Origin of the sequence: [Mycobacterium] manitobense (assembly GCF_025821665.1) — a bacterium.
GTDB classification, from domain to species: Bacteria; Actinomycetota; Actinomycetes; order Mycobacteriales; family Mycobacteriaceae; genus Mycobacterium; species Mycobacterium arseniciresistens.
This window is the reverse complement of the sequence record NZ_JACKSJ010000020.1, coordinates 1-15,621: the sequence shown is the minus strand read 5'-3', so window position 1 is coordinate 15,621 and position 15,621 is coordinate 1. Positions and strand designations below refer to the sequence as shown.

14 protein-coding genes are annotated in these 15,621 nt (G+C 70.0%); 6 read left to right on the top strand and 8 right to left on the bottom strand.

The window, feature by feature from the left end; all coding sequences use genetic code 11:
- Positions 1-48 precede the first annotated feature (48 nt).
- The gene (locus tag H7I41_RS02215) at positions 49-1,152 is read left to right on the top strand and encodes an MBL fold metallo-hydrolase (protein ID WP_264010923.1); all 1,104 of its coding nucleotides are present in this window, start codon (positions 49-51) and stop codon (positions 1,150-1,152) included.
- Here the strand turns inward: H7I41_RS02215 and H7I41_RS02210 are convergent, their stop codons facing one another.
- Entirely contained in the window at positions 1,153-2,139 is a 987-nt protein-coding gene (locus tag H7I41_RS02210; protein WP_264010922.1) for an amidohydrolase family protein, read from the bottom strand.
- Between the two features lie 161 nt (positions 2,140-2,300).
- Between H7I41_RS02210 and H7I41_RS02205 the strand changes: the two genes are divergently transcribed.
- Together H7I41_RS02205 and H7I41_RS02200 are read left to right on the top strand one after the other, a co-directional pair.
- Positions 2,301-2,540, top strand: a complete 240-nt coding sequence (locus H7I41_RS02205; protein ID WP_264010921.1) for a hypothetical protein — start codon at positions 2,301-2,303, stop codon at positions 2,538-2,540.
- A complete protein-coding gene (locus tag H7I41_RS02200; RefSeq protein ID WP_264010920.1) occupies positions 2,528-3,166 on the top strand; it encodes a carboxymuconolactone decarboxylase family protein in 639 nt (212 codons plus the stop codon). The genes H7I41_RS02205 and H7I41_RS02200 overlap by 13 nt, the downstream gene beginning before the upstream one ends.
- 30 nt (positions 3,167-3,196) lie before the next feature.
- Here H7I41_RS02200 and hisS read toward each other — a convergent pair whose 3' ends face one another.
- Positions 3,197-4,465 carry a histidine--tRNA ligase gene (gene hisS, locus H7I41_RS02195; protein WP_264010919.1) on the bottom strand — a complete coding sequence of 423 codons (1,269 nt, stop codon included), beginning with the start codon at positions 4,463-4,465 and terminating at the stop codon, positions 3,197-3,199.
- A 4-nt stretch (positions 4,466-4,469) separates the two neighbouring features.
- Complete coding sequence (locus tag H7I41_RS02190; protein ID WP_264010918.1) at positions 4,470-5,138, bottom strand: MBL fold metallo-hydrolase; 669 nt, start codon at positions 5,136-5,138, stop codon at positions 4,470-4,472.
- A gap of 131 nt (positions 5,139-5,269) precedes the next feature.
- Between H7I41_RS02190 and H7I41_RS02185 the strand changes: the two genes are divergently transcribed.
- From H7I41_RS02185 to H7I41_RS02175, 3 genes are read left to right on the top strand one after another with little or no spacing between them, the layout of a single operon-like run.
- Positions 5,270-6,169, top strand: a complete 900-nt coding sequence (locus tag H7I41_RS02185; RefSeq protein ID WP_264010917.1) for a peptidylprolyl isomerase — start codon at positions 5,270-5,272, stop codon at positions 6,167-6,169.
- A gap of 16 nt (positions 6,170-6,185) precedes the next feature.
- On the top strand, positions 6,186-7,151 hold the full coding sequence (locus H7I41_RS02180; protein WP_372503644.1) for a peptidylprolyl isomerase: 966 nt from the start codon (positions 6,186-6,188) through the stop codon (positions 7,149-7,151).
- Positions 7,152-7,209: 58 nt separating this feature from the next.
- Positions 7,210-8,394, top strand: a complete 1,185-nt coding sequence (locus H7I41_RS02175; RefSeq protein ID WP_264010916.1) for a preprotein translocase subunit SecD — start codon at positions 7,210-7,212, stop codon at positions 8,392-8,394.
- Here the strand turns inward: H7I41_RS02175 and H7I41_RS02170 are convergent.
- From H7I41_RS02170 to secD, 5 genes are all read right to left on the bottom strand, one after another.
- On the bottom strand, positions 8,361-10,679 hold the full coding sequence (locus H7I41_RS02170) for a RelA/SpoT family protein (RefSeq protein ID WP_264010962.1): 2,319 nt from the start codon (positions 10,677-10,679) through the stop codon (positions 8,361-8,363). The two genes, H7I41_RS02175 and H7I41_RS02170, sit on opposite strands and share 34 nt — an antisense overlap.
- A gap of 81 nt (positions 10,680-10,760) precedes the next feature.
- On the bottom strand, positions 10,761-11,276 hold the full coding sequence (locus tag H7I41_RS02165; protein ID WP_372503646.1) for an adenine phosphoribosyltransferase: 516 nt from the start codon (positions 11,274-11,276) through the stop codon (positions 10,761-10,763).
- 53 nt (positions 11,277-11,329) lie between these two features.
- Positions 11,330-12,973 (bottom strand): ABC transporter substrate-binding protein, encoded by a 1,644-nt coding sequence (locus tag H7I41_RS02160; protein ID WP_264010914.1) that lies wholly within the window; start codon positions 12,971-12,973, stop codon positions 11,330-11,332.
- Between the two features lie 6 nt (positions 12,974-12,979).
- Positions 12,980-14,284, bottom strand: a complete 1,305-nt coding sequence (secF, locus tag H7I41_RS02155) for a protein translocase subunit SecF (RefSeq protein WP_264010913.1) — start codon at positions 14,282-14,284, stop codon at positions 12,980-12,982.
- On the bottom strand, positions 14,285-15,621 hold a 1,337-nt coding region (secD, locus tag H7I41_RS02150; RefSeq protein WP_264010912.1), incomplete at its 5' end, for a protein translocase subunit SecD. It abuts the gene before it with no gap.

Below are 15,621 nucleotides of genomic sequence, written 5' to 3'. Positions count from 1 at the left end.
GTCGACGTTCGGGTCACGGCCGCCCGGCTGTGACCTAGCATCACGCTCATGGCCGACGGTTGCGGGTGCTCGGAGCCACTGTCCGCGCTGTCACGCCGCGCCATGATCACGGCGTCGATGTCGGCGGTCATCGGCGGTGCCGCCGTCGGCTCGGCGGGCCTCGGTTCGGCAGCGCCGCCACTGGCTCAGACGCTGCCCGAGAACGCCCTCGTCACACTGGGTGTGCAAGCGGGGCCACCACCCGTCCCGCACAAGACCGGCGTCTCGTCGGCACTGAAGATCGGATCCGACGTCTACCAGATCGACTGCGGACTGGGCTCACTGAACGCCTTCACCAACGCGGGCTTCCGATTCGACGACCTGCAGAGCATGTTCATCACCCACCTGCACACCGACCACATCGTCGACTACTACAGCTTCTTCCTCTCCGGCGGATACACCGCCGCCAAAGGCAAGGCGGCGGTGCGCGTCTACGGACCCGGGCCGGCGGGCGGCCTGCCGCCCAGCGAGGTCGGTGACCCGCAGCCGGCCACCGTCAACCCCGCCGACCCCACGCCGGGTCTGGCGGCGACGAGCCGGGCGCTCCTGCAGGCCTACGCCTACACCAGCAACATCTTCATCCGCGACATGGGCACCGTCGACATCGAAGACCTGATCGAGGTGCACGAGATCGCGGTGCCACCGGGCTCCAGTCACACCGACAGGTCACCCAGAACGGCGCCCTTCCCCGTCATGTCCGACCACAACGTGACCGTCACCGCGACGCTGGTCTCGCACTACGACGTGTACCCGGCGTTCGGCTTTCGCTTCGACATGACGAAGATGCCCGTCTCCGTCACGTTCTCCGGTGACACCACCAAGTCCGACAACCTGGTGGAACTGGCCCGTGATACCGACATCCTGGTGCACGAGGCACAATTCAGCCTCGACGACGCGTACTACCACGACAGGTTTCCGCCGGATTACCTCGTGCGGTCCCACACCTCCGCCGAGCAGGTCGGTGAGGTCGCAGCCGCGGCGAACGCCCGACACCTCGTCCTGAGCCACTACTCCCCGACCGATCTGCCCGATTCGCAGTGGCTCGCGGCGATCGGCAAGCACTACACGGGTCCAGTCACCGTCGCCAGGGACGGCCAGGTGTTCGCGCTGTGATCAGCCCAGCCGTGTGGGCAGTCGGGAACCGAAGAGCCGCAACGCATTTCCGCAACTGACCTTGCGCCGAGTGGCGTCGTCCATCGGGAACGCGGCGAGGAACTCGGCCCCGGCACGGTTGTCGTCCATCGGGTAGTCGACCGAGAACATCACCCGGTCGGCACCCATCACCTCCAGCGTGCACGCGAACGCCGAAGGACAGAAGTTGCCGCTGGTCGTCACGAAGACGTTGCGGCGCAGGTACTCCGACGGCAGGTGCTGAAGCCGGCGAGCTGAGTCCGAGCCGCCGAGCCCGTAGTAGCGGTCGGTGCGGTACGCGGCGAACGGCAGCATCTCCCCGAGGTGGCCGATGATCATCTGCAGCCCTGGGAACCTGTCGAACAGACCCGAATAGATCAGCCGCAGCAGGTGTGTTCCAGTCTCGACGGCGAAGCCCCACGATGCGAGGTGCAGCCCGGCGTCGACGTAGGGAGCGAACCAGGCGTCCATCACCGCCCGGTGCGGCGTGGTGGGGTGCAGGTAGATCGGCACCCCCAGCGCCTCGGCCTCGCCGAAGAGGTCCTCGTAGGCGGGATCGTCGAGATACCGCCCGCGACTGTGCCCGTTGACCAGGGCACCGACGAGCCCCAGATCGACCACGGATCGCCGAAGCTCATCGGCCGCGGCGCGGGGATCCTGCGTCGCAAGGGTGGCGAAACCACCGAAGCGATCCGGGTTTTCACGCACCGTGCCGGCCAGGTCGTCGTTCGCCAGGCGCGCCAACTCGACGGCGCGCGCGACGTCGTCCTCCTGCTGGACGCCCGGATCGAACAGGGACAGGATCTGGAAGTCGATGCCCGCGGCGTCCATCTGCTCCAGCCGCAGTGGGCCACGGTCGTACAGCCTGTCGTGGGCCACGCTGTCGTGAGTCTGCAGCCAGGTGTCCACCACGTTGCCGGCGCTGGCCGGGTCCCACGCGTAGTGCTCCTCGAGCGCGATCAGCGACATGGCACCTCCGGCGGGTCGGTGAACGGACCCTACCGCGACGGCCGGTGCGGGTGGAAGATTCTCGCGAACGGGGCGTCAGCTCAGGTTGTTCCGGCGTACCTTGGCAACGCGACGACCCGGCCAGGACGGAGGCCCGAGAATTCCAGCCGCACGCCCCGAGAGTGACAACGCCCGACGACGAGAAGCTGCGCCGGGCGCTCGGCGCATACGTCGCCGATCTGCAGAACTTTCCCGAACTGTCCCTGTTGTTCAGCGAGAGCCAGCACATCGCGGTCATCCCCGAGGCCGAGCGCATCATCGCCAACGCCGACGCGTACGCCAAGACGCTGCTGGCGATCATCGACCAGGGCATCGCCTCGGGGACCTCGACCGCTGAAAGGACGCCAGAATGCCCCGCTTGAAACAGGTTCCACGCGCGGAGGTCCGCGACCAGTTCACGCTGAACATGTACGACTTCATGTTCGGCGACCGCGACCCGGTGGCCGAACCCGGCACCGTCGGCGGCACCACCGGCGACTGGTGGACGGTGTTCGCCCAGTCCCCCGCCGCCCTGCGGCACGCCGTGCGCGGGTTCCGGCTGTACCGCGAAGAGGTCAGCATCCGCGCCGACCACCGCGAGCTCGGTCAGATCCGGGCCGGCTGGGTGGTGGGCAGCCAATTCGTCTTCTCCCAGCACTGCAAGGCCTGCCGGTCGGCGGGGCTGTCCGAGGAGAAGATCGCCGCCATCCCGTCCTGGCAGACCGCCGACTGCTACGACCACACCGAGCGGCTGCTGCTGGCCTACACCGATTGCCTTGCCGGACAGCAGGGCCGGGTCCCCGAGACGCTGTTCGCACAACTGCGCGAGGTGTTCACCGACCAGGAGATCCTCGAGTTCAGCTACACGACGACGATGTACGTCATGCACGCGATCATGTCGCGGGCACTGCGCCTGGAGTTCGACGACCGCGACGATCCCGTCGTGGAGGCGGGCGGCGAGGACGGTGAGTCACTCGACATCGGTGCCGCCACCTCCGGCGGGCAGTGACGTCCACCGAGTGTGCGGTCGACGAGTAGGTCAGCCCAGGCGGGTCAGGACGTCGGCGACCACGGCGTCGAGCTGCACGTCGACCTGCGCACCGGTGCCGAGGTCCTTGACGCCGACGGTGCCCGCATCGATGTCCCGGTCACCGGCGACCAGCGCGAGCACCGCACCCGACCGGTCGGCGGCGCGCAGCGCGCCCTTGAGCCCGCGGTCGCCGTAGGCCAGGTCGACGCTCACCCCGGCGCCGCGCAGTTCGGCGGCCAGCACAGCGAGCCGGAGTTTGGCCCGCTCCCCCAGCGGCACTCCGAACACGTCGACCGCCCGTGCCCGTCCGACCTGCCTGCCCTCGGCCTGCAGCGCCAGCAGCGTGCGGTCCACCCCGAGCCCGAAGCCGATCCCGGACACGTCCTGCCCGCCGAGCCGGCGCATCAGGCCGTCGTAGCGCCCGCCGCCGCCGATCCCCGACTGGGCGCCGAGCCCGTCGTGCACGAACTCGAACGTGGTCTTGGTGTAGTAGTCCAGACCGCGCACCATCCGCGGGTTGACCACATACGGCACGCCGAGTGCCTGCAGGTGGGTCTGCACGGTCTCGAAGTGCTGCCTGGCGCTCTCGGAGAGGTGGTCGAGCATCACCGGCGCGTCGGCCGTCATCTCCCGGACGTGCGGCCGCTTGTCGTCGAGCACCCGCAGCGGGTTGATCTCGGCGCGGCGCCTGGTCTCCTCGTCGAGGTCGAGCTCGAACAGGAACTCCTGCAGCAGCTGGCGGTACTGCGGACGGCAGGTGTCGTCGCCCAGCGAGGTCAGCTCGAGCCGGAAGCCGTCGAGGCCCAGCGACCGGAAGCCGGTGTCGGCGATCGCGATCACCTCGGCGTCCAGCGCGGGGTCGTCGACGCCGATGGCCTCCACGCCGACCTGCTGCAGCTGCCGGTACCGGCCCGCCTGCGGGCGCTCGTACCGGAAGAACGGCCCCGAGTAACACAGCTTCACCGGCAGCGCGCCGCGGTCGAGCCGGTGCTGGATGACCGCCCGGATGACGCCGGCGGTGCCTTCGGGCCGCAGCGTCACCGACCGGTCGCCGCGGTCGGCGAAGGTGTACATCTCCTTGGACACCACGTCGGTCGACTCCCCCACGCCGCGGGCGAACAGCGCGGTGTCCTCGAAGATCGGCAGCTCCACGTCGCCGTATCCGGCGCGCCGCGCCGTCGCGAGCAGGCCGTCGCGCACGGCGACGAACCCCGCCGACTCGGGCGGCAGGTAGTCCGGGACGCCCTTGGGCGCCTGGAAAGCAGACGGATCCGTCACGTTGTCAGCCTCTGAGGAACGGGTTGGTGCGGCGCTCGTCGCCGATCGTGGACTTCTCGCCGTGGCCCGGCAGTACCACGGTGGCGTCGTCGAGCACCAACAGTTTGGTCAGGATCGAGCCCAGCAGGTCGCGGCCACTGCCGCCGGGCAGGTCGGTGCGGCCCACCGACCGGCGGAACAGGGTGTCGCCGGTGAGCGCCACCTCGGTGGCGTCGCCCTCGACCCGGAACACCACCGAACCCCGGGTGTGGCCCGGGGTGTGGTCGACGGTCACCACCATGTCGCCGAGGTCGAGCTTCTCGCCGTCGGCGTCGAGTTCGATCACCTGCCGCGGTTCGCGGAACACGGCGCCGAACGCCATCCGGCCCAGACCGCCGAGGAAGCCGGAGGTGAAGTCCTTCACCGGGTCGGTCAGCATGTACCGGTCCTCGGGATGGATGAAGGCCGGGCAGCCGTACATGTCGGCGACCTTCTGCGCCGACCAGATGTGGTCGATGTGGCCGTGGGTCAGCAGCACCGCCGCCGGGGTGAGGCGGTGTTCGTCGAGGATGCGGCGCAACGGGCCGAACGCCCGCTGGCCCGGGTCGACGATCACCGCGTCCGATCCCGGCCGCGGGGCCAGCACGTAGCAGTTGCACTGCAACATGCCCGCGGGGAAACCGGTGATCAACACGACCACGAGTTTCCCATGCCCGATCGCGCACGCCGATCCCGTGGGTCGTTCACCGCGCACTCAGCTCGCTTTGGCACACTCGGTGCCGACCGGACGCGACAGCGGGCGGATGCGAGAAGGGACTACCGGCGGTGCCCACCAACGAACAACGACGTGCAGCGGCCAAGCGCAAGCTCGAGCGACAGCTGGAGCGGCGGGCACAACAGGAGCGCAGGCGCCGTCAGCTCATGATCATCGGAGCGGTGGTCGGCGTCCTGGTCGTCGTCGGCGCCGCGGTCTTCGGCTTCCTCTTCCTGAAGGACGACTCGGACGCAGACACCGCCTCGGCCGCCCCGAGCAGCTCCACCACCTCGGCCGCACCGGCGCCGTCGGCAGAGGGCCTGCCCCAGCTGCCGCCGTTCGCCGCACCCGCCGGGCTGGGCTCGAGCTGCGAGTACCCGGTCACCCAGGAGCCGGCGAGCAAGAAGGTCAACCCGCCGCGCGCAGGTGAGGTGCCCACCGACCCGGCGGAGGTCAGCGTCAGCATGACCACCAATCAAGGCAACCTCGGCCTGGTGCTCGACAACGCCAAGGCGCCGTGCACCGTCAACAGCTTCGCCAGTCTTGCGCAGCAGGGCTACTTCAACGACACGGTGTGCCACCGGCTGACCGCCAGCGAAGGCCTCAAGGTGCTGCAGTGCGGCGATCCGACCGGCAAGGGCACCGGCGGACCGGGCTACGGCTTCGACAACGAGTACCCGACCAACCAGTTCCAGCCCGACGACCCGGCGCTGCAGAGTCCGGTGGTCTACCCGCGCGGCACCCTGGCGATGGCCAACACGGGCGCGCCGGGTTCCAACGGCAGCCAGTTCTTCCTGGTCTACGGCGACTCCCAGTTGCCGCCGAACTACACGGTGTTCGGCAAGATCGACGAGACCGGTCTGGCCACCCTCGACAAGATCGCCGGCGCGGGCGTCGTTCCCGGAGAACGCGGAGCCGACGACGGCGCGCCGACCAACGAGGTGAAGGTCACCTCGGTACTGCTCGACTGAGTCCGGCACACACCACGTGACCGCGCCGCCGCCCTACGGCGGGTATCCGCCCTACCCCGCACCGCCGCCCCGCTCCACCAACGGGATGGCGATCGCCGCGCTGGTGTGTGCGTTCCTGTTCGCGCCGCTCGGCATCATCTTCGGCCACATATCGCTGGCGCAGATCAAGCGCACCGGGGAGGACGGCCGCGGCCTGGCACTCACCGGCCTGATCGTCGGCTACGTCGCGACCGCACTCAGCATCGTCTTCCTCGTGCTCATGGTGCTGTTCCTCGTCGCGCTGTCCCAGGGGATCGATAACCGGCCGAGCGGCCCGGTCTACACCGCCGCTCCGCCGCCACCCGCGCAGGAACTGCCTGCGTTCGACCCGCCACAGCCGCTGGGCACCAACTGCCAGTACCCCGCGACGCCGGCTCCGGCGAGCAAGAAGGCCGCCGCGCCGCGGAGCGGCCGGGTGCCCACCGACCCGGCGACGGTGGGCGCAGGCATCGAGACCAGCCGCGGCAACATCGGTCTGACGCTGCACAACGCCGAGGCGCCGTGCACCGTGAACAACTTCTCCAGCCTGGCCCAGCAGGGCTTCTTCGACGGCACCACGTGTCACCGGCTGACGAACTCGCCGGTGCTGAAGATCCTGCAGTGCGGCGACCCGTCGGGCACCGGCGAGGGCGGGCCGGGCTACCGCTTCCCGAACGAGTACCCCACCAACCAGTACCGGCTGTCCGATCCGGCGCTGAAGCAGGCGGTGGTCTATCCGCGCGGGACGGTGGCGATGGCGAACTCCGGTGTCGGCACCAACGGCAGCCAGTTCTTCCTGATCTACGACGACTCCCGGCTGCCGCCGACCTACACGGTGTTCGGCACCGTCGACGCGACCGGTCTGGCGACGCTCGACGAGATCGCGGCCGACGGTGTGGCCGACGGCGCCGACGACGGCCCACCGGCACAGGACGTCACGATCACTCAGGCGCGACTGGACTGACACCCGCCGGGTGGCCGGATCAGCGCCGCCCAACCCCCGCCGGCCGGGGTGTAATGGTGTGACCCGGTTCGCGGGCGATGAGGGGGACGATCCGATGAGCATGGCGCCACCACCGGGCAGCCCGTGGCCGCCGCCCGGCGCCGGTCACGGTCCGTGGCAGCCGATGTCGCCGGCCGCCCCGAACCGTGGATTGCGTTGGCTCGTGATCGCCGTGCTCGCCGTCGTCGTCTGCGGGTACGCGATCGCGCTGGTGCTGACCCGGGACAGGTGGGCGCCGGGCGCCGCCTCCGGGGAGCGCACCGAGCTGACGCTGCGGCCCGCCCCGGGATCGTCGGCGTCCGGGGACTCGCTCGAACGCGCCCGCGGCGTCGTCGAGGCCCGCGCCGCCGCCCGGGGTGGCACCGACGCGGCGGCGACCGTTGACGACGACGCGATCATCCTGTCGGTACCCGGCGCCGACGACGAATCGTGGAGCGACATCGGTGCAGCCGGCCGACTCGATCTGCGCCCGGTCATCCACGCGATCGAAGCGCAGCCGGCGGGCGCACCGACCGACAGACCGAAGACGCCGAGCCCGCAGGCGGTGGCCGACGAGAAAGAGCTCCGGCAGAGCGCCGACCCGTCGATCCAGCTGCTAGCGCTGCAGTTCCAGGCCACCCGCTGCGGCGACAACGACGCACTGGCGGGCCGTGACGACCCGAACCAGCCGCTGGTCACCTGCTCAGACGATGGCGAGACGGTCTACCTGCTCGACGAGACGATCATCGACGGCGAGAGGATCGAGAGCGCCGGCCACGAGTTCGACGAAGGAAGCGGCCAATGGGTGGTGGACCTCGAATTCGACGGTGACGGCACGTCGCGCTGGGCGGACTTCACCGCCGCCAACATCGGCACGCAGGTCGCCTTCGCACTCGACACCGCCGTCCTCAGCGCACCCGAGATCAGGGAGGCCATGCCCGGCGGACGCACGCAGATCACCGGGGGTTTCACCGAGGACGACGCCCGCGACCTCGCCGCGGCGCTGCAGGGCGGGGCGTTGCCCTTTCCGCTGATCCTCGAGTCGTCGACCACCGAAACCGTGCCGCTGCAAGGGAGTCCGATCGTGTGGCGGATCGGTCTGCTCGCCGCAGGGGTGGTCGTCGTGGCGCTGGTGATCGGCGGCGTGCTGCTGCTGGTCAATGCCGGCCGCAGCCGGGGCGCACCGCCCGGCTACGCCGCCGACGTGACGCGGTACACGTCGTAGACGCCCTCCACGTTGCGCACCACACTGAGCAGGTGACCCAGGTGTTTCGGGTCGCCCATCTCGAAGGTGAACCGGCTGATCGCCACCCGGTCGTTGGACGTGGTCACCGACGCCGACAGGATGTTGACCTTCTCGTCGGCCAGCACCCGGGTGACGTCGGACAGCAACCGGTGCCGATCGAGCGCCTCCACCTGGATCGCGACCAGGAACACCGATGACGGCGAGGGCGCCCACTCGACGTCGATGAGTCGTTCTGCTTGCAGCCGAAGGGAATCGGCGTTGGTGCAGTCGGTGCGGTGCACGCTCACCCCGCCGCCGCGGGTGACGAAGCCCATGATCTTGTCGCCGGGCACCGGGGTGCAGCACTTGGCCAGCTTCGTCAGCACCCCGGGCGCGCCGGGCACCGCGACGCCGGTGTCGTCGGTGCTGCGCTGCCGCATCGGCATGGTGGCCGGTGTGGACCGCTCGGCGAGTTCGTCCTCGGCCGCCTCGTCGCCGCCGAACTGGGCGAGCAGGCGCTGCACCACGTGGCGGGCCGAGACGTGGCCCTCCCCCACCGCGGTGTAGAGCGCCGAGACGTCGACATAGCGCAACTCGCGGGCCAGCGCCGCCGTCGACTCCGCATTCATCAAGCGCTGCAACGGAAGTCCGCCGCGGCGCACCTCGCGGGCGATGGCGTCCTTGCCCGCCTCCAGCGCCTCCTCCCGGCGCTCCTTGGCGAACCACTGCCGGATCTTGGCCTTCGCCCGTGGTGACACCACGAAGCTCTGCCAGTCGCGGGACGGTCCGGCGTTGGGCGCCTTGGACGTGAAGATCTCGACCACTTCGCCGTTCTCGAGCGTGCGCTCCAACGCCACCAGCCGGCCGTTGACGCGCGCACCGATACACCGGTGGCCGACCTCGGTGTGCACCGCGTAGGCGAAGTCCACCGGCGTCGACCCGGTGGGCAGTGTGACCACGTCACCCTTGGGGGTGAACACGAAGATCTCCTGCACCGCGAGGTCGTAGCGCAGCGACTCCAGGAACTCACCGGGGTCAGCGGCCTCCCGCTGCCAGTCGAGGAGCTGGCGCATCCAGGCCATGTCGTCGATCTCGGCGGCGGCGTGCCCGGCGGGTACCGCGTTGCGGCCCTTGGACTCCTTGTACCGCCAGTGCGCGGCGATGCCGTACTCGGCGGTGTGGTGCATGTCGCGGGTGCGGATCTGCACCTCGAGCGGCTTGCCCTCGGGGCCGACCACGGTGGTGTGCAGCGACTGGTACACGCCGTAGCGGGGCTGGGCGATGTAGTCCTTGAACCGGCCGGCCATCGGCTGCCACAGCGAGTGCACCACGCCGACCGCGGCGTAGCAGTCCCGGATCTCGTCGCACAGGATCCGCACGGCGACCAGGTCGTGGATGTCGTCGAAGTCGCGGCCCTTGACGATCATCTTCTGGTAGATCGACCAGTAGTGCTTGGGCCTGCCCTCGACCACGGCGTTGATCTTCGACTTGCTCAGTGTCGCGTTGATCTCGGCGCGGACCTTCGCCAGGTAGGTGTCGCGCGACGGCGCCCGGTCGGCGACCAGGCGCACGATCTCCTCGTACTTCTTCGGGTGCAGGATCGCGAACGACAGGTCCTCGAGCTCCCACTTGACCGTCGCCATGCCGAGGCGGTGCGCCAGCGGCGCGATGACCTCGAGCGTCTCGCGGGCCTTGCGCGCCTGCTTCTCGGGCGGCAGGAACCGCATGGTGCGCATGTTGTGCAGCCGGTCGGCGACCTTGATCACCAGCACCCGAGGGTCGCGCGCCATCGCGATGATCATCTTGCGGATGGTCTCGCCCTCGGCGGCCGTGCCGAGCGCCACCTTGTCCAGCTTGGTCACCCCGTCGACGAGATGGCCGACCTCGCTGCCGAATTCGGCGGTCAGCGCGTCCAGCGTGTAACCGGTGTCCTCGACGGTGTCGTGCAGCAGTGCGGCCACCAGCGTGGTGGTGTCCATGCCCAGCTCGGCCAGGATGTTGGCCACCGCCAGCGGGTGGGTGATGTAGGGGTCGCCCGAGCGCCGCAACTGGGTGGCGTGCCGCTCCTCGGCCACCTCGTAGGCCCGCTGCAGCAGCTGCAGGTTCGCCTTCGGGTGGATCTCGCGGTGCACCGCGACGAGCGGCTCGAGCACCGGGTTGAGCGTGCCGCGCTGGGCGGTCATCCGGCGCGCCAGCCGGGCGCGCACCCGCCGCGAGGCGCTCGATGTCGTCTTGGGGGCCTCCGGCGGCGCGGCCTGCTCGGCCTCCGGTGACACCACGGGCATCGGCTGGGTCTGCGTCAGGGACCCGTCATCAGCCACTGTCACACCTCCTGCCCACGTCGCCGTCCGTGTCGAGGATATCCCTCACACCGTGTGCAAGCTGGTGACCGGGAGCGGCGCCACCACCTCGCGACCACCGAGCGCGGTCAGCTCGAGCACCACCGCGGCGCCGAGCACGGTCGCACCGCCGCTGATCAGCAGCTTGTTCGCGGCCGCGACGGTGCCTCCGGTGGCCAGCACGTCGTCGATAATCCAGATGGTGCGCCCGGTCAGATCGAGGCCGTCGGCCGGGATCTCCAGCGTGGCGGTGCCGTATTCGAGCTGGTAGGTCTCGGTGTGCACCGGCGGCGGCAGCTTGCCGCCCTTGCGGACCGCCAGCACGCCGGTGCCCAGCCTGATGGCGACCGCGGCGCCGAGCAGGAATCCGCGGGCGTCGATGCCCGCGATCAGGTCGGCGCCGTCGGCGGTGGCGGCCAGCGCGTCGGCGACCGCGGACAGCCCGCCGGCGTCGGCGAGCAGCGGCGTGAGGTCCTTGAACTGGATGCCGGGCTCGGGGAAGTCGGGCACCTCGCGCATCATCGTCGCGACGAGCCGCGAGATCTCGGCCCCCTGCCCTTCGGGCGGGAGGTGCCCCCGTCGCTCCTGCCCGCCGGTCACTGCGACAGCCGCCAGCGGTCCATGTTCCAGCCCGCGCCCCAGCGCGTCGGATTACTGCTCACCGCATACATCTTGTCCGATGTCAGCAGCGTGCGCTGCTGGCGGTAGAGCGGCAGCGTCGGCACGTCGGCCCACAGCACCGGTGCGCCCTCGCCGATCAGCCGGGCGAGCTCCTTGGGATCGGACGTCACCGCCAGCGCGCCGGTCACCCCGTCGATGCGCGGATTGGAGTAGCGCGGCAGGTTGTTGCCGTTGCCGGTGTGCAGCGCGTAGGCGTCCATCGCCGACGAGCCCGTCGATCCGCTGCCCGCCGCGCCGCCGGTGCTCGCCAGCAGGACGTCGATGTCGTTGTTGCGCAGGGACAGCGGGCCTACCGCGGCGCCGGCGGCATCCTGCACGGTGATGCCCGCCGGTGCGCACGCCTTGGCGATCGCGCCGACGGTCGCCGCCAGCCGCGCGTTGGGTGTCTGATAGCCGACACGCACCGTGAGCGGCCGGTTGTTCAGCGCGGCCCGCGCGGCGACCGGATTGGCCGCCGTGAACTGCGCCGCCTCCGGAACGTTCTCGGTCGCGCCGAATGCGTCCTCGTTGGCCGGGTTGAGCCGCGAATTGGCGATCGGGAGCTGGGCGTTGCGGGCGATGATGTCGCGGGGTGTGCACAGCGCGACCGCACGGCGTGCCGGCGGCGCGGCCAGCGGCCCCACGGGCGCGAAGATGAGCTGCTCGATGCCCGCCGACGGGCTGTCGCTGCGGACGTAGTCCTCGGGCAGATTGAGCGTGCCCGACGACCCGGCCGCGATGTCGACCACGTCGAAAGCGCCCTCGTTCACCCGGTCCTGGATGTCGGCGCCGCGCGGCCACACCGTGATCCGGCCGGTAACCGCTTTGGCGCCCCACCACTTGTCGTTGGCCACCAGCACCACCGCGCCATCGCCGGTCACCGACTCCAGCTTGTAGGGACCCGACGAGGGGAACTTCTTCAGGTCCACGTCCGGGCGGAGGTCCCAGGTGGTGTTCCACGCCTGCGCGATGCGGTCGATGGTGGGCAGGTTGCCGGACTGCAGCGCGGTGGTGACGTCGACGCCGAGTTCGTCGGCGAGGACGTGCGAGGGCATCAGCGCGGTGGCGGCGAACAACTGGCCGAAGTCGACGAATCCCCGGTCGGGCGCGAAGGACACCCGGGCCCGCTTCTGGCCGGGTGCGCAGTCGATCGAGGCGATGTCGCTGTAGCCCGACCGGTTGGCGGCGTCGAAGCCCGGGAACCGGCCGGACTGGGCGATCCACGCCAGCACCAGGTCGTCACAGGTGATCGGCTTACCGTCGGAATAGACCGCCTTGTCGCTGATCTGATAGTCGAGCACCAGCGGCGTGCGGCCGAACACCGAGATGGTGCCGAAGTCGTGGTCGCCGACGATCTGGCCGTCGGGCCCGTGGTAGTTGAACCCGGTGAGGACCCGGGCGAACGCCTGCGGTCCGCCCGACGCGGCGCCGGTCACCGTGTTGGTGTTGTACGTGCTCAGCGACCCGTCGACGGCGTAGTCGATGGCGTCGGCCGAGCTGCCCGAACACGCGGGCGCCAGCAGTGCGGTGATCGACAGCGCCGCCGCCAGCGCGACGGCGCGCCGCTTGAGGGCTGCCATCGGCGTCTACCGCCGGGGGCTCCGCTTGCCCGCGGGCCGCCCGGTCTTGCTGGCGGTCGGGCGCACCGGTCGCGCGCCCACAGCGGGTTTGGTGCCGGCCGAGGCGGTGACCGTCTCGGTCTGGTCGGCCTCTTTCGCGTCGCGGGCCTCGGTGGCGTCGTCGACCTCGGGGTCGATGTCGTCGTCGGCTGCGCCCGCGTCGGCGGCCGCCGCCGAGCTCTTGGCGGCGGCTCCCGTCCGGCGCCGCAGCACCCGGCGGTTGTGCGTGCGGACCTTGTCGGTGCGCTCCCGCAGCGTCACCAGCAGCGGGGTGGCGAAGAAGATCGACGAGTAGGTGCCGACGATGACGCCGACCAGCTGGACCAGCGCGAGATCCATCAGGGTGCCCACACCGAGCAGCCAGACCGCGATGACCATCAGCGCGAGGATCGGCAGCACGGAGATCAGGCTGGTGTTGATCGACCGCATGAAGGTCTGGTTGATCGCCAGGTTGGCGTGCTCGGCGAACGTGCGCCGGGTCGTGTGCTCGAAACCCTCGGTGTTCTCCTCCACCTTGTCGAACACGATGACCGTGTCGTAGAGCGAGAAACCGAGGATCGTCAGCAGGCCGATCACCGTTGCGGGCGTGACCTCGAATCCGACCAGTGAGTACACGCCGGCCGTGACGATCAGGTCGAAGAACAGCGTGACGATGGCGGCGACGGCCATCCACAGTTCGTAGCGCAGCCCGATGTAGAGGGCCGCCAGCACCAGGAACACCAAGAGAGCGATCAGCGCCTTCTGGGTGATCTGGCCGCCCCACGTCTCGGACACCGCGGAGTCGCTGATCACCTGTTCGCTGGGCTGGCCGTCGGCGCCCTTCGGCTGGAACTCCTCGAACAGCGCGCTGCGCAGGTCGGCGGCCTCGTCGTTGCTCAGCGTCTCGGAACGGATCTGCACCGTCGCCGAGTCACCGCTGCCCACGACGACCACCGTTTCGGGCGGCCTGCCGACAGAGTCGGTGAACACGGTCTCGACCTGGGTGGTGGTCGCGGTGCCGTTGACGCCGTTGACCGGCATCGACACCTTGGTGCCGCCCTCGAAGTCGATGCCGAAGGTGAAGCCCCGCACGATGAAACTGAGGATGCAGACCGCCACGATCGCGCCGCTGATCAGATACCACAACTTGCGGCGCCCGATCACCTCGAAGGCGCCGGTGCCGGTGTAGAGCCGGACGAAGAAGCCGTGTTTCGGTGCGGCGGAACCCGCTTCGACGGGAGCCGCCTCGACCGCGGTCGACGACTTCTTGGTGTTCCGGTTGATGGCCGCCATCTACTGTCCCCGTCCGGTGGTCGCGTGCGACGCGGCGCGTCGTTCCCGGGCGATCTGCTGCACCGCGCCGAGCCCGTTGTACTTGGGCTTGGCCAGTGTCGGAGACTTGGAGGCCAGATACACCAGCGGCCACGTCACCAGGAACACCACGACGACGTCGAGGATGGTGGTCAGGCCGAGCGTGAACGCGAAGCCCTTCACCTGCCCGACGGCCAGGAAGTACAGCACTGCGGCTGCCAGGAAGCTCACCGCGTTGCCCGACAGGATCGTCTTGCGCGCCCGCGCCCAGCCGCGTGGCACCGCCGAGCGGAACGACCTGCCCTCGCGGATCTCGTCCTTGATGCGTTCGAAGAACACCACGAACGAGTCGGCCGTGGTGCCGATACCGATGATCAGACCGGCGATGCCCGCCAGGTCGAGCGTGTAGTTGATGTACCTGCCCAGCAGCACCAGGATCGCGAAGACCACCGCGCCCGCGGCCACCAGCGACAGGGCGATGAGCAGACCGAGCACGCGGTAGTAGAGCAGCGAGTAGAGCAGCACGGCCGCCAGGCCGACGGCGCCGGCGATCAGGCCGGCCCGCAGTGACTGCAGCCCCAGCGAGGCAGAGACCGTCTCGGCCTCCGACGACTCGAACGACAGCGGCAGCGACCCGTACTTGAGCACGTTCGCGAGTTCGCGCGCCGTGTCGTTGGTGAACGACCCGGTGATCTGGGTGCGCCCGCCCGGGATCGCCTCGCGGATCTCGGGAGCGCTGACCACCTGTGAGTCGAGGGTGAACGCGGTCTGGGTACCGACGTTGGCCGCGGTGAAGTCGGCCCAGATCTTGGCGCCCTCGTCCTTGAACTGGACGTCGACGACGTACTGACCCTGCTGCTGGTCCAGGCCGGACGTGGCGTCCTGGATCTGCTCGCCGCTCATGATCGACTTGTTGAGCAGGTAGACCGTCTGGCCGTCGGTGGAGCACGTGATCAACGGCAGGTTGGGATCGTCGTTGCCGGCGAGGACGTCCTCGTCGCCGCAGCGGGTGGCCTGGAACTGCAGGGCCAGCAGCTGAATGGACGGGTCGGCGCTCTGCCTGAGCTGCTTCTCGTCGGAGATGCGCTGCGCCAGATCCTTGCGCTCGTCGCTCTGACCGGGCGGGGTCTGACCGGGCGGGGTCTGCCCTGGCGGCGGGGTCTGCCCCGGTGGCCGATTCTGCGCAGGCGGCGCCTCCTGGCGGGGGGTGGCGGGCGCGGGTTCGGTGGTGGGGTCGGCCGGCGCAGGCTGCTGCGGGTAGGGCCGCGGCTGCGGCGCTGGCCGCTGCGGGTAGGGCCGCGGCTGCGGCGCTGGCCGCT